Raw genomic sequence first — 14,436 nt, 5'->3', positions numbered from 1 at the left:
CTCTCCCATCAGGCGGGCTGCGCCATCGAGGCCTGGGCGACGTGCGCCTCTCGCGCATCGGGCGGCGTTGCGCTGTCCGGGCTGCTCTCGTCGTCCGTCGCGGCCATCGTCGGCAGGCAGAAGCGCGCGGTGAAGGCGCGCATCCGCTCGGCCTCTTCCTTGAGGGCCAGTGCGGTGCGCTGCGCCTCGGCCACCCGCGCGGTATTGCGCTGGGTGACGATGCCCATCTGGTGCATCGCCTGGTTGATCTGATCGAGCCCGCGGTGCTGCTCGGTGGCCGCGTGGTCGATCGAGCCGATGCGCTCGCCGAGGCCGCGGATGGCGGTGACGATGGCCGCCATCGCTTCGCTGGCCTGGCGCGACAGCTCGTCGCCCTGCGCGACGCTGGCCCGGGAGGCCTCGGTGAGCGCGCGAATCTCGCCGGCCGACCGGGCGCTGCGCGAGGCCAGCTGGCGCACCTCGTCGGCCACCACCGCGAAACCGCGGCCATGCTCGCCCGCCCGGGCGGCCTCCACCGAGGCGTTGAGCGCCAGCAGGTTGGTCTGGAAGGCGATGTCGTCGATCAGGCCGACGATCTCGCCGATTCGGGTCGAGCGCTCGCGGATCTCCCCCATGGTCTCGATGAAGGCGCTCATTCCCTCGCTGCCGCGGTGGGCCCGCTCGGTGGCGTGGTCGGCCAGCTCGTTGGCCTCGCGGACGTGGCCCGCGGTATCGGCGACCGAGGCGGTCATCTCGTCCAGGCTGGCGGCCGTCTGCTCGAGCGACGCCGCCTGCTGCTCGGTGCGCGCCGAGAGCTCCTGGTTGCCCTCGTTCAGGCGCGCCGCCGTCTCCAGCACCGCGCCGCCGCCGTCGCGGATGCGCTCGACGGTCTGGGCCAGGGCCCGGCGCATGCCGTCGAGCTCGGCATAGAGCTGGCCGATCTCGTTGCCCCCCCGGGCCTCCACCGGCGTCGAGAGGTCGCCGTCGGCGATGCGCCGGAAGTGCCCGGTGATGCGCGACAGCGGGCGGATGACGTTGGCCCGCACGCCCCAGACCACCACCAGCACCAAGGCCAGCGCGCTTCCCAGGGCGGCGATCAGGGCCAGGTTGAGCCAGCTCGCCATGGCGTCGAAGCGCTCGGCCTGGGCGTCGCCGCGCTGGGCCGACGCCGCGAAGAAGGCATCGGCGCCGTCCATGAAGGCCTGACTCATCTGAGCCAGCCGGGACTTGCCGGCGTCGTAGCCGCCCAGATCCTCTTCCTCGAGCAGCATCAGCTGCAGCGAAAGCCCGGTGCCGAGCAGCGAGTGGAAGCGCTCGGCCAGCGACTCGACGGTCCCCTCGCCGGCCGCCGGCAGCGCCTGGAAGCGCTCGAAGGCCGCCTTCGCGGCGGCCATGTCAGACCGGGCCTGATCGATGACCGGCCCCGGACGATCGAAGGAGGGCAGCCGCAGCAGGTGGGCGGCGCGCTCCATGGCGACCTGGGCCCTGAGGGTCGCGATATAGGCCTGGTGCAGGGCCCGGGACTGCTGCCCCTGGACCTCGCGAAGGTCAGCGAAGGCGGTGCGGCCGTGATGGTTGGCGTAGAGGCCGAGCGCCCCGGTGCCGAGGATGATCGCGCCGAAGGCGATCAACACCAGGCTCCAGCTGAGCCGGATGGTCAGTCGATCGAGAAGTCGCATCAGAGGTCCTGTCGCTGAGGGTCGTGCGGCCGGCGGGCGGCCTGACCCGGTTTATATCAGCGATTTATGACATTCCGATGGCGAGGTGCCCGCGCCGGCCTGGCCGCTCAGGCCGGCGCGCCGTTGCGCACCAGGTAGCGCTCGGCGAAGGTGGCGGCCTCGACCGGGCGGCCGGTGAGAAACCCCTGGATCAGGTTGATGTGGTAGCGGGAGAGCGCCTGTAGCTGCGCCTCGGTCTCCACCCCCTCGGCCACCACGCGCAGGCCGAGCTCCTTGGCCAGGCCCGTCACCGCGGCGACGATGGCCGAGCTGCCGCGGCTCTCGCCGAGCTTCTGGATGAAGCTGCGGTCGATCTTGAGGGTGGTCACCGGCAGCTCCTGCAGGTAGCTCAAAGACGAGTAGCCGGTACCGAAGTCATCGATGGCGATGCGACACCCCAGTTCCCGCAACCCCGCCAGGGTGTGGATCGCCTCCTGATGCTTGTCGAGCAGGATGCTCTCGGTGAGCTCGAAGCCGAGCTGGCCCGGCGGCAGCTCATAGGCGGCATGAAGCTCACGCACCTGGGCGACCAGATCGCTCTGCCAGAACTGGCGCGCCGACAGGTTGACGGCGACCCGCGGCGGCGCAAGGCCGGCGGCCAGCCAGTCGCGCTGCTGGGCGGCCACCAGATGCATCAGCCGCTCCCCCAGCGGCAGGATCAGCCCCGAGCGCTCGGCGAGGGGAATGAAATCGCCGGGCGATACATGGCCCAGCGTCGGGTGATGCCAGCGCAGCAGCGCCTCGGCGCCATGCACCTCGCCGCTGTCGCGATCGAAGAGCGGCTGGTAGTGCACCCCGAGCCCCTCGCCGGTCTCGGCGGTGTTGCGCAGCGCGGTCTCCAGCTCGAGGCGGCCGCGATCCTGGCGATGCATCTCGGCACGGAACAGCCGGTAGGTATTGCGGCCCTCCTGCTTGGCGCGGTACATGGCGGCATCGGCCTGGCGTACCAGGGTCTCGACCTGGTCGCCGTCGTCCGGATAGAGACTGATGCCGAGGCTGCAGCCGACCCGGAACACCTGCCCGCCCACCTCGAAGGGGGAGCTCACCGATTCGACGAGCCGGCGCGCCACCCGGGTGACCTCCTCGACCTCCTCGATCTCGTTGAGCAATACGATGAACTCGTCGCCCCCCTGGCGGGCCAGGGTGTCGTCCTCGCGCAGCTGGGCGCGCACCCGCTGGGAGACCTTGAGCAGCAGCTCATCGCCCATCGCATGGCCCAGGGCGTCGTTGACCTGCTTGAAGTGATCGAGATCGAGGAAGATCACTGCCAGGCGCTGCTGCTGGCGGCGGGCGTGGCGGATCGCCAGCTCCAGGCGGTCCTCCAGCAGGCGTCGGTTGGGGAGCCGGGTCAGCGGATCGTAGTAGGCCAGGCGACGCACCTGCTCCTCGTTCTCGCGGACGTGGGTGATGTCGCTGAACAGCGCCGCGTAGTTGCTGACCTCGCCCTGGTCATTGCGGATCGCGGTGATGGTCAGCATCTCCAGGTAGAGCTGGCCGCTCTTGCGCCGGTTCCAGATCTCGCCGCGCCAGTAGCCATGCTCCTGCAGGGTCTCCCACATCTCGCCATAGAAATCGGCATCGTGGCGCCCCGAGGAGAGCAGCGCCGGGGTGCGCCCCGCCGCCTCCTCCAGGCTGTAGCCGGTCAGATGCGTGAAGGCGGGATTGACGAACTCGATGCGGGTCTCGGCATCGGTGATGATGATGCCCTCCAGTGAGGAGTCGATCACGCGCTCCGCGAGCTGCAGATGGCGTCGCGACTGGGACAGCGCCTGGTCGCGCTGTTCCAGGGCCTCGCGCAGATCCTCCAGGTAGAGGTGCTCGGCGCCGGCCAGCAGGTCCTGGAACCCCAGCAGGCCGACGACCTCTCCCTCGCCGTCGAGCACGCCCAGGTGGCGCACGCGCCGGTCGATCAACAGATCCCGGGCGTGGATCAGCGCCTCCTCGACGCCGATCGTCAGCAGCGGCCGGCTGGCGAGCTCCCCCACGGCGGTGGCCCCCGGATGACGGGCGACGAAGCGCACCAGGTCGCGCTCGGTGAGGATGCCGAGCTCACCGTCACGACAGGTCACCACGGCGGCGTCGCAGCCATGGCGGCGCATGCGCCGCGCGGCTTCGTTCAACGACAGCTCACCCGCCAGCAGCAGGGGGCGCTTACGCATCGCGCCCCCCACCTCACGCAGGCGCAGGTAGGGCTCCAGGCCCTGGTTGAGGGCCATGTCGGTCTGGGAGAGGATGCCTTGCGGGCGGCCGGCGTCGTCCACCACCAGCAGGTGGCGCCGCCGCTCGGCGCTGAAGCGCAGGGCGGCCTCACCGACCGGGGTGGTCAGATGGATCGTGGCCACGGGCTGGCTCATCACGCGTTCGATGGGCAGCCTGACGGCCTCGGGGTCGGTGAAGTCGACGAACAGGCTATCGTGTTCGGTCCAAATGCCGACCGCCAGGGCGTCGCGCACCACCAACATCGCGCTGACACGCCGTTCGGCCATGCGAGCCGCGGCCTCGCACAGTGGCGTCTCCGGCGCGCAGGTCAGCAGGCCGGTGTTCATAATGCGCTCGACGGGGAGCTCTTGCGTCATGAGGTCTCGCTTTCGCTCCAGGGGGACAACGTGCCGAGAGCACGCCCGGAAAACATCAAGAAAAAGTAATGTAATTTAAACGTCTTGGTCACAATTCAAAAGCGCAAGCTGCGCCGGTATCTTGATGTTGATCAATGCATCGACGGTATCGACGCCCGGTCAACCGGGGCACCGGTTCCCGGACGATCATTTCGTCTCGAGCGACGGACGCGAGCCCGACGACCCGGTCAGATGCATGGCCAGGGCCGACCATTCGTGCCGGCTCGGCCACTCCCTCAGCCAGCCGGGGAAGCGCTCGGCCGGCATCGGTCGGGCGATGCCGTAGCCCTGCACGCGGGCACAGCCCAATGCCAGCAGGGCCCGGGCGTGCTCCAGGGTCTCGACGCCTTCGGCAAGCATCGGCCGGCGGAAGCGATTGGCCATGAAGATGACGCTCTCGACGATGGCCATGTCGTCGGGATCGGTGAGCATGTCGCGCACGAAGCTCTGATCGATCTTGATCAGGTCCACCGGCAGCTGACGCAGGTGCGTCAGGGAGGAGTAACCCGTGCCGAAGTCGTCGATGGCGAAGTCGACGCCCAGCGCCTGACACTCGCGCATGACCGTCAGGGCCGCCTGCATGTCGTGCATGGCGGCACTCTCCAGCACCTCCAGCTTGAGCAGCCTGGAGGGCACCTCGGGGAAGCGGTTCAACAGCCACTCCAGCCGCTCGGCGAATCGGCCACTGAGCAGATGCGCGGGACTGATATTGACGTGCACCGCCAGCTCGAGGCCCTCCGCTCGCCACGTCCGCAGCTGCCTCAGCGCGGCCTCGATCACCCACTCGCCGAGCTCGATCTCGAGCGCCGTGCCCTCGATGACCGGCAGGAAGCACCCGGGCGCGAGCATGCCCCGTTCCGGATGCTGCCAGCGCACCAGAGCCTCGGCGCCGATTACGTCACCGCCGAACATGTCCACCTGTGGCTGGTAGTGCAGCGTCAGCTCGCCCTGCGCCAGGGCTACGGCGAAGCGCTGTCGATACGCCTCTCGCGCCTGGATCTGACGATCGAGGCCGGTATCGAAGACATGATAGGTGTCGCGACCCTGCTGCTTGGCACGATGCATCGCCTGGGTGGCGTGGCGCAGCAGGACGTCGCCATCCTCGTCGTCCTGGGGATAGAGCGTCACGCCGAGGCTCGCCGTGACCTGCACGCACCGCCCCTTGAGAAAGAGCGGGCGGCGGATGGCCGCCAGCAGCTGGTCCAGGGTGTCGTCGTCGGCGCCCTGATGCAGCAGCAGCACGAACTCGTCGCCGCCGACGCGGGCCAGGATATCGTCGCCGTGCAGCAGGTAGCTGATGCGCTGGGCGAAGGCGGCGATCAGCAGGTCACCGACCTCCTGCCCGTGGTGATCGTTGATTCGCTTGAAGTGATCGATGTCGAGCGAGCACACCGCCAGGTGGCTGCCGTGGCGGGCGGCATGCTGCAGGGACTCCTGGATGAGCTGCGTCAGCAGCTGAAGGTTCGGCAGGCCCGTCAAGGCATCGAAGTAGACCTGACGGCCGGCCCGCCGGCCGGAGGAGGCCAAGGCGGCCAGGTCGGAGAGCATCATGACGTGATGAGAGATGTTGCCCTGCGCGTCGCGCACCCGGCTGATGGAGAGCACCGCCGGACAGGCGTGCCCGTCACGATGGCGGTAGGAGATCTCGGCCTTGCCGTGGCCGTTGAGGTCCACCTCTCGCCACAGCCCCTCGATCCCGGCCGAGGGCGCTCCGGGGAGGAGAAGCCCTCGCGGCGATTGACCGAGTACCGCCTCGCGGGTCAGGCCGGTCAGCGCGCTGAAGGCCGGATTCACCTCGAGGATGGCATGCTCGGCATCGGTGATGAGGATCGCCTCGGCGACATGATCGAAGACGCCGGCGGCGAGGGCGCCGGGGGATGTGACCCCATGGGGCTGCCCGCAGGTGCAGGAGATCTCTTGTTTTTTTGCACGCCCCAGGCGTGACTGACGCTCCCTGCTCATTCTGTCATCGCCTCCCTGCTTCGCCCCCTGAGATGTCGTCTCGGCCCTCCGCTCGGGCCGCTAGTGTCGTACCGTCTCTTCGGCCGCCACACACTCCCCAGCTACTACACGCTCATCGGCCACCACGCAGTTGCGGCCCGCCGACTTGGCCCGGTAGAGCGCCTCATCGGCTCGCGCCAGCATGCTGTCCATATCATCGCCCGGCCGGTACTCGGTGATCCCCATGCTGATGGTGATGCTCAGGCCATGCAGGCGGGACTCGGCAATCTGGCCGCGCAGGCGCTCGGCGAAGGTGCGGGTTCCCCGCAGCCGGGTATCGGGCAACAGGATGGTGAACTCCTCGCCTCCCCACCGCGAGAGGATATCGGTGCTCCTGAGATTGCCAGCCACGCGATTGGCCAACTGCTTGAGGATGGCATCGCCCGTGTCATGGCCGTGCCGGTCGTTGACGTGCTTGAAGTGATCGATGTCGAAGATCAGCAGCGAGAAGCTCTCATCGCTGAGTTCGGCCTGGAAGATGGCCTGACGAAGGGCCGTATCGAAGGCGCGGCGATTGTAGGCCCCGGTGAGGTGATCGAGGGTCGCCTGCCGCTCCAGCTCGTCCTCCATGCGCTTGCGCTCGGCAATGTTGTGAAACACGGACACGAAGTGGCGAATCCGGCCGGCGTCGTCGCATACCGCCGTGATGGATTGCCAAAGGGGATAGATGTCGCCGTACTTGTTGCGGTTCCAGATCTCGCCCTGCCAGTGCCCGGTGCTGAGCAGGGTCTCCCAGAGTTCGGCATAGAAGTCGGAGGAGTGTCGCCCGGACTTGAAGATGCGTGGCGTCTTGCCGAGCACCTCGTGCTCCCGATAGCCGGTGATGTTGGTGAACGCCTGGTTGGCACGCTCGATATACATCTCGGCATCGGTGATCAACGTCGCCTGTCCGGTCTCGAAGGCGGTCGCCATCAGTTTCAGCTCGTTCTCCTGGCGCTTGCGCTCGGTGATGTCCTCCTTGACCGCCACGAAATTGACGATCTCGCCCTCGTCATTGCGTACCGGCGTGATCACCTCGGCCTCCCAGTAGAGCTCCCCGTTCTTGCGCCGATTGAGCAGCTCCCCCTGCCACACGCGACCGGCTCGCAGCGTCTGCCAGAGGTCACGATAGACCTCGCCGGGCGTCTCGCCGGACTGGATCACCGCCGGCGTCTGGCCGATCAGCTCCTCGCGCGAGTATCCGGTCACGTCCAGGAAACGCTGGTTGACGAACTCGATGCGCCCCTTCAAATCGGTGATCGCCGTGGCCGCCGGGCTCTGCTCAACGGCGATATAAAGCTGGCCGAACCGCTTTCGCAGCAAGGCGATATCATCCCAGGCAGGACCCAGGATGCTTTCCACCTCCGCCATGGTGCCGACCCGAGCTTCGGTCATTGAACAACTTCCTTTTCCCTATGGACACGCCCCACCCTTTCATCCCGGCGGCTGGTTCGCCTGTGGCCGTGGGGTATGACGGATGGCCGGCTAGAGAGGCCGGAGGTGGCGTGGGCCACGCGATGCCCTAACGATGTCCGATTCTTATGATGCGCCCGCGCGAGCGCCCGTTGTTATTAATGCAAACGAGGGTAGTGCAAGCTATTGGGCCAAGTGTTACCGAATGCCTCACATTGAGCTTTCATTGATGTATATCAATTTGTGCTGAACAAAGCGATTCCCTTTGGGTATCAAACGTGCCCGCTCATCGAGAGAAGCCAAGCGGGAGAGATCATGCGACATCCCGACACGGGCTGCGAGAGAACGTCACCCGTTAAAGCCATCACACGTCATGGCCGATAACAAGGTTGAAGCGTCATGAAATGCCATCGCGCCATGATGCCGACACCCCCATCAAGATCGAACAATAAAAGGGCACCGGTCATGACGCCACCCCTCACCGAGATCACTGCGACACCTCAGGCCTCATCCCCGCTGACGGCCCACCAACGGCTGGAGAGCCTGCTCGGCAACCTGCCCCCTCCGGACGGGGCGATGGCTCAAGGCGCAGCGGGAGGCATGGCGACGATCGGCCGGGATCGGCTGGTCGCGCCGATCCAGCGCATCAACGAGGTGATGCGCCCCTACGGCGTGGAGTTCGAGCTGAGCGAGGCGACGTCACGCCTCGTGACCCGCATCGTCGATCGCGAGAGCGGCGAGCTGATCCGCCAGATCCCGGCGGAGGAGGTGCTGCGCATCGCCGAACGCCTGGAGGAGGCGCAGGGGCGATTGATCCACCTGGAGGCGTGATCACACCTGCATGTTCATGACGTCCTTGTAGGCCGTGACCAGGCGGTTACGAACCTGGATGCCCATCTCGGTCGCCACGCTCGCCTTCTGCATGTCGACCATCACGTCGTTGAGTTCCACGCCCGGCGTGCCGGCTTGGAAGGCCTCGGCCTGGGCGCCGGCCTCTAGCTTGAGCTCGTTGATGCGGTGGATGGCCGACTGCAGCTCGCCGGTGAAACCGCCGCCACCCACCTGGGTATCGACACGCTGGCCGCTGGAGGGCTGCGACGCCGCCTGGCTGGACAACGACTGCATCTGGGAGAGAACCGACTCGATCGCGGGCGCGCTCATCACAACCACCTTGGCCTGTAGGACACGGGAATAGGACAGGCAGGCTACCAGCCCGCGTCCCGCACCCAAGCCGCCAATTGCCTCATAAAAACGGGGCTTTTCTGGCCTTTAGGGTGACAGGGGGGGCGGATAATGGCCGCCATCAGAATTCCGCCCATTCCAGGGGCGATCAACCGCGATGGACGGACAGCACTCGATGTCTTCTGCCTTGACGAACTTCGCCAACGCCTCCCGCCGCTCCGGGAGGCCTGCATGAGCAGTGGCGCCTCCGCCACCAACCCACAGGCCGGCCAGGGCGCGGCGGGTTTCGCGCGCCTGAAGGATCAGCTGCGTGGCAACCCCTTGGTCTTCCTGCTGATCGCGGGCGCCGCCTCGATCGCGATCGTGATCGCGCTGCTGATGTGGGCGCGTAGCCCCGACTACCGCGTGCTCTACAGCAACCTCAGCCAGTCGGACGGCGGCAGCATCATCAACGAGCTGGATACCCGCGGCGTGCCCTACCGCTTCAGCCAGGGCGGCCAGGCGCTGCTGGTGCCCGCCGATCGGGTGCATACCCTGCGCCTGCAGCTGGCCGAACAGGGATTGCCCAAGGGCGGCAACGTCGGCTTCGAGCTGATGGAGAACCAGGCCTTCGGCATCAGCCAGTTCGCCGAACAGATCAACTACCAGCGCGGCCTGGAGGGCGAACTGTCGCGCTCCATGGAGTCGCTGGGGCCGGTCAATGGCGCCCGCGTGCACCTGGCCCTGGCCAAGGACTCGGTGTTCGTGCGCGACCGCCAGCCGGCCAAGGCCTCGGTGGTGCTGACCCTGCATCCCGGGCGCGTGCTCGGCGAGGGACAGATCAACTCTATCGTGCACATGGTCTCCAGCAGCGTGCCGGACCTGGCCGCCGAGGCGGTGACCGTGGTCGACCAGGACGGCCGCCTGCTGACCGCCCCCGAGAGCAACGGCCTGGGGATGGACGGCACCCAGCTCGAGTACATTGCCGAGGTGGAGCGCTCCTACCAGCGGCGCATCGAGTCGATCCTGGCGCCGATTCTCGGCAACGAGAACGTCAAGGCGCAGGTCACCGCCCAGGTGGACTTCTCCCGCCGGGAAGAGACCTCGGAGCGCTACGCGCCCAACCAGCCGCCCAATGAGGCCACCGTGCGCAGCCGCCAGAGCAGCGTCAACTACAGCGGCAATGACGACCTGGCCGGCGGCATCCCCGGCGCGCTGAGCAACACGCCTCCCGGCACCGCGCCCTCCCCGGTGGCGAATCCGCCCGAGGGCGAAGAGAACGCGGACGCCGAGGGCGAGCAGGCCGGCGCGGAGCCCCCGGCGACCCGCAACCTCAACCGCGACGACGTGATCAACTACGAGGTCGATCGCCAGATCTCCCATGTCCAGCACCGCCGTGGCCAGGTGGAGCGGCTGTCGGCCGCCGTCGTGGTCAACTACCGCGCGACCCCGGACGAACAGGGCGTGATGCAGCCGACCCCGCTCAGCGAGGTCGAGATCGATCAGATCGAGCGCCTGGTGCGCCAGGCGATGGGCTTCTCCCAGGCCCGCGGCGACGAGATCGCCGTGGTCAACAGCCCCTTCACGCAGACCGACCCGGAGATCGAGCCCCTCGACTGGTGGCAGCAGCCCGATGTCCAGCAGCTCGCGCTGACCCTGGGCCGCTACCTGCTGGTGGGCCTGGCGATCCTGCTGCTCTACCTGCTGATCCTGCGTCCGCTGATCAAGCGTGCCAGCCAGGCACCTCAGCCGGCCGTCACGTCGCCCACCTCCACCTTCCAGGCCCGGGTCGGCGAGGGAGACGAGGAACGCACGCCCGCCGAGGGACAGGAAGACGACACCACCTACGACAAGCCGCGACGCACCCGCAAGGCCTCGGCCTACGAGGACAACCTCAAGGACCTTCGCGAGATGGCCGAGGAGGACCCGCGCATGGTGGCGATGATCGTTCGCGGCTGGATGAACAAGCATGAGTAAACTTCAGGAAATGAGCGGCGCGCGTCGCAGCGCGATCCTGCTGCTGGCCCTGGACGAGGACAGCGCGGCCGAGGTGTTCAAGTACCTCTCCCCCTCCGAGATCCAGCAGATCAGTACGGAGATGGCGCGCCTGGATCAGGTCTCCCACGAGGAGATGCGCCAGGTGCTGAAGGCCTTCAGCGACGAGACCGAGGAGTTCATCGCGCTCAACCTCAACTCCAGCGAGCACATCCGCTCGGTGCTGACCAAGGCACTGGGCAGCGACCGCGCCTCCAGCCTGATCGAGGACGTGCTGGAGACCAGCGGCTCGGGCTCCGGCATCGACGCCCTCAACCTGATGGAAGCCTCGATGGTGGCGGAGCTGATCCGCGACGAGCACCCGCAGATCATCGCCACCGTGCTGATCCACCTGGACCGTCACCAGGCGGCGGACGTGATGGCGCTCTTCGACGACAAGCTGCGCAACGACGTGGTGCTGCGCATCGCGACCTTCAGCGGCGTGCAGCCCGCCGCCCTGCAGGAGCTCACCGAGGTACTGACCAACATGCTCGACGGCCAGAACCTCAAGCGCAGCAAGATGGGCGGCGCCCGCACCGCGGCGGAGATCCTCAACCTGATGAACTCCAACCAGGAAGAGGCCGCCATCGAGACGGTGCGCTCCCACAGCGAGGACCTGGCCCAGAAGATCATCGACGAGATGTTCCTGTTCGAGAACCTCATCGACCTGGACGACCGCAGCATCCAGATGATCCTCAAGGAGATCGATACCAACTCGCTGGTGGTGGCCCTCAAGGGGGCGCCGGAGGCGCTCATGGACAAGTTCATGCGCAACATGTCCCAGCGCGCCGCCGATCTCATGCGCGAGGACATGGAGGCCCGCGGCCCGATCCGCGTCTCCCAGGTGGAGACCGAGCAGAAGACCATCCTGCAGGTGGTGCGACGCCTCGCCGACGGCGGCGAGATCGTGCTGAGCGGCGGAGACGACACCTATGTCTGAGACCGACGCCCCGAACCGGGACGAGGGCCGCTCCCCCTGGCGGCGCTGGCAGATGGGCGAGCTGCAGGCCCCGCCGCGCCAGGCGCCGGGCGAATCCGAGAACGTCGAGGAAACGCAGCAGTCCGCCGCGCGGCGCGACGCCCTGCGCCGCCAGGCCGAGCTCGAGGCGCTGCGCGAGCGGGTGCGTCGCGAGGCCCATGAGGAGGGTCTCGCGACCGGCCGCGAACAGGGCCATGCCGAGGGGCTGGCCCAGGGGCTCGAGGAGGGACGCCAGCAGGCGAAAGAGGAGCTGGAGGCGCGCCTCGCCGAGACGCTCACCCCGCTGGCCGAGCTCGCCGGCGCCTTCGGCGAGGCCCTCGAGACGCTCGACGAGCGCGTCGCCGAGGACCTGGTCGACCTGGCGCTCGCCGCCGGGCATCAGCTCGCCGGCGAGGCTCTCAAGTCGCGCCCCCGCCAGGTGCTCGAACTCGTCCGCGCGCTGCTGCACACCGAGCCGCCCCTGGTCGGCCAGCAGCGCCTCTGGCTGCACCCGCTCGATCACAAGCTGGTGAAGACGCACCTGGGCGAGGAGCTCTCGGCGGCCGGCTGGACGCTGCAGCCGGACGACCAGCTGAGCCGCGGTGGCTGCCGGGTCACCAGCGCCAACGGCGAGCTCGATGCCACCTGGGAGAGCCGCTGGCAGGCCGTGAAGGCCCAGGTCCGTCATCGGCGGCCCGCCGCCAAGACATCGGAGGACGACAAGCAGTGACCGAGTCGCTGTCCGCCAATGCGCATCAGGCCCACTGGCAGCGCGCCCTTCGCGGGGTGCGCGACCGGGTGGCGCCGCTGCCGCCCAGTCGCGCCAGCGGCCGGGTGGTGCGGGCCACCGGCCTGGTGATCGAGGTGGTCGGCCTGCAGGTGGCGTTGGGCAACGCCTGTCGCATCGAGCTGCCGGCCGGCCAGGGCGAGGCGCGTCGCTTCGCCGAGGCCGAGGTGGTGGGGTTCTCCGGCGACCGGCTCTACCTGATGCCGCTGGCCGAGATCTCGGGCCTGATGCCCGGTGCCCGGGTCTTCGCGCTGGCCGACGGGGCCCAGGGCAGCGCCCGGCGCTTCCCCCTCGGCGAATCCCTGCTCGGCCGCGTGGTCGACGGCAACGGCACGCCCCTGGACGGCCTGGCGCCGCTTTCCGAGGCGCCCCGCGCCCCGCTCGCCACGCCGCCGCTGAACCCGCTGGCCCGCGCGCCCATCGAGGAGCAGATCGACGTCGGCATCCGCGCCATCAACGCCCTGCTCAGCGTCGGCCGCGGCCAGCGCATGGGGCTCTTCGCCGGCTCCGGGGTCGGCAAGTCGGTGCTGCTCGGCATGATGGCCCGCTATACCCGCGCCGACGTGATCGTCGTCGGCCTGATCGGCGAGCGGGGCCGCGAGGTCCAGGATTTTATCGACAACATCCTCGGCGAGGAGGGGCTGCGCCGCGCGGTGGTGGTGGCGGCCCCCGCCGACACCTCGCCGCTGCAGCGCCTGCAGGGCGCCTCCTACGCCACGCGGCTGGCCGAGGGCTTTCGCGATCAGGGGCGCAACGTGCTGCTGATCATGGACTCCCTGACCCGCTACGCCATGGCCCAGCGCGAGATCGCCCTGGCCGTGGGCGAGCCGCCGGCGACCAAGGGCTACCCGCCCTCGGTCTTCGCCAAGCTGCCGAGCCTGGTCGAGCGCGCCGGCAACGCCGAGCGCGGCGGCGGCTCGATCACCGCCTTCTATACCGTGCTCACCGAGGGCGATGACCAGCAGGACCCCATTGCCGACTCGGCCCGCGCCATCCTCGACGGCCACATCGTGCTGTCGCGCACCCTGGCGGAGGCGGGCCACTACCCGGCGATCGACATCGAGGCCTCCATCAGCCGCGTGATGACCGCCGTCGTCGATACGTCTCAGCAGCGCCAGGCCCAGCAGTTCAAGGGGCTCTTCTCGCGCTACCAGCGCAACCGCGACCTGATCAGCGTCGGCGCCTACCACCCGGGCAACGACCCGCAGCTCGACGAGGCGGTGCGGCGCTATCCCCAGCTCGAGGGCTTCCTGCAGCAGCGCATCGAGGAGAACAGCAGCATGGACAACGCCCGCCAGGCCCTGGCCGGCGTCCTCGGAGGATCGTCATGAGCCGTGATCGCACTTCGCTCGACACCCTCGTCGAGCTCGCCCGGGAGGCTCGGGACCAGGCCGGCCAGAACCTGGCCGGCGAGCAGCGCACCGCGAGCCAGGTCAGCGAGCAGCTGACAGCGCTGCACCGCTATCGCCAGGAGTACGCCGACAAGCTGAACGCGGCCATGCGCGACGGCATCGACCCGGCCACCATGCGCAACTACCAGCAGTTCCTCGCCTCGCTGGACGACGCCCTGGCGCGCGCCCGCCAGGCCCTGGCCGCCCAGCAGCAGCGCGTCGAACGCACCCGCCAGCACTGGCAGCAACAGCAGCAGCGCCTCTCCTCCTACGACACCCTGGCCGAGCGCCGGGAGGCGGTCAGGCGCCGCGACGAACAACGCCGGGAACAGCACGTCAGTGATGACCTGGTCAACAACCGACTGGTCCGCCAGCGCTCGTCCCACTTCGAGCACTGAGC

Annotated in this window: 11 protein-coding genes; 6 read left to right on the top strand and 5 right to left on the bottom strand. The window is 68.4% G+C overall.

Translation table 11 applies throughout. The features are described 5' to 3' along the window. Nucleotides 1-8: 8 nt before the first annotated feature. The 4 genes from ACGTNG_RS08100 to ACGTNG_RS08085 all read right to left on the bottom strand — a co-directional run bounded on the left by ACGTNG_RS08100 (nt 9) and on the right by ACGTNG_RS08085 (nt 7,687). Complete coding sequence (locus tag ACGTNG_RS08100) at nt 9-1,658, bottom strand: methyl-accepting chemotaxis protein (RefSeq protein WP_394576502.1); 1,650 nt, start codon at nt 1,656-1,658, stop codon at nt 9-11. A gap of 107 nt (nt 1,659-1,765) precedes the next feature. Beyond that, on the bottom strand, nt 1,766-4,273 hold the full coding sequence (locus ACGTNG_RS08095) for an EAL domain-containing protein (protein WP_394576501.1): 2,508 nt from the start codon (nt 4,271-4,273) through the stop codon (nt 1,766-1,768). A 186-nt stretch (nt 4,274-4,459) separates the two neighbouring features. Next, on the bottom strand, nt 4,460-6,274 hold the full coding sequence (locus ACGTNG_RS08090) for a putative bifunctional diguanylate cyclase/phosphodiesterase (RefSeq protein WP_394576500.1): 1,815 nt from the start codon (nt 6,272-6,274) through the stop codon (nt 4,460-4,462). A 60-nt stretch (nt 6,275-6,334) separates the two neighbouring features. Continuing rightward, entirely contained in the window at nt 6,335-7,687 is a 1,353-nt protein-coding gene (locus ACGTNG_RS08085) for a sensor domain-containing diguanylate cyclase (RefSeq protein ID WP_394576499.1), read from the bottom strand. Nucleotides 7,688-8,170: 483 nt separating this feature from the next. Between ACGTNG_RS08085 and ACGTNG_RS08080 the strand changes: the two genes are divergently transcribed. Then, nucleotides 8,171-8,536: a flagellar protein FlaG gene (locus tag ACGTNG_RS08080; protein WP_394576498.1), complete on the top strand. Its 366-nt coding sequence runs from the start codon at nt 8,171-8,173 to the stop codon at nt 8,534-8,536. Here ACGTNG_RS08080 and fliE read toward each other — a convergent pair whose 3' ends face one another. Further along, a complete protein-coding gene (gene fliE / locus ACGTNG_RS08075; protein WP_394576497.1) occupies nt 8,537-8,866 on the bottom strand; it encodes a flagellar hook-basal body complex protein FliE in 330 nt (109 codons plus the stop codon). 252 nt (nt 8,867-9,118) lie between these two features. On the opposite strand from fliE, the gene fliF reads away from it, so the two are divergent. Genes fliF through fliJ form a run of 5 tightly spaced genes read left to right on the top strand, consistent with a single transcriptional unit; the run spans nt 9,119 to nt 14,434 of the window. Beyond that, nucleotides 9,119-10,843 carry a flagellar basal-body MS-ring/collar protein FliF gene (gene fliF / locus ACGTNG_RS08070; RefSeq protein ID WP_394576496.1) on the top strand — a complete coding sequence of 575 codons (1,725 nt, stop codon included), beginning with the start codon at nt 9,119-9,121 and terminating at the stop codon, nt 10,841-10,843. Beyond that, nucleotides 10,836-11,840, top strand: a complete 1,005-nt coding sequence (gene fliG, locus ACGTNG_RS08065; RefSeq protein ID WP_394576495.1) for a flagellar motor switch protein FliG — start codon at nt 10,836-10,838, stop codon at nt 11,838-11,840. Before fliF ends, fliG begins: the two co-directional genes overlap by 8 nt. Then, complete coding sequence (locus tag ACGTNG_RS08060; protein WP_394576494.1) at nt 11,833-12,588, top strand: flagellar assembly protein FliH; 756 nt, start codon at nt 11,833-11,835, stop codon at nt 12,586-12,588. The genes fliG and ACGTNG_RS08060 overlap by 8 nt, the downstream gene beginning before the upstream one ends. Continuing rightward, a complete protein-coding gene (gene fliI, locus ACGTNG_RS08055; protein WP_394576493.1) occupies nt 12,585-13,976 on the top strand; it encodes a flagellar protein export ATPase FliI in 1,392 nt (463 codons plus the stop codon). The genes ACGTNG_RS08060 and fliI overlap by 4 nt, the downstream gene beginning before the upstream one ends. Beyond that, the gene (gene fliJ / locus ACGTNG_RS08050; RefSeq protein ID WP_394576492.1) at nt 13,973-14,434 is read left to right on the top strand and encodes a flagellar export protein FliJ; all 462 of its coding nucleotides are present in this window, start codon (nt 13,973-13,975) and stop codon (nt 14,432-14,434) included. The genes fliI and fliJ overlap by 4 nt, the downstream gene beginning before the upstream one ends. Nucleotides 14,435-14,436 lie beyond the last annotated feature (2 nt).

Origin of the sequence: Halomonas sp. B23F22_3 (genome assembly GCF_043496965.1) — a bacterium.
Taxonomy (GTDB): domain Bacteria; phylum Pseudomonadota; class Gammaproteobacteria; order Pseudomonadales; family Halomonadaceae; genus Halomonas.
The sequence above is the reverse complement of the archived record's forward strand: the minus strand, read 5'-3'. Positions and strand labels throughout refer to the sequence as shown.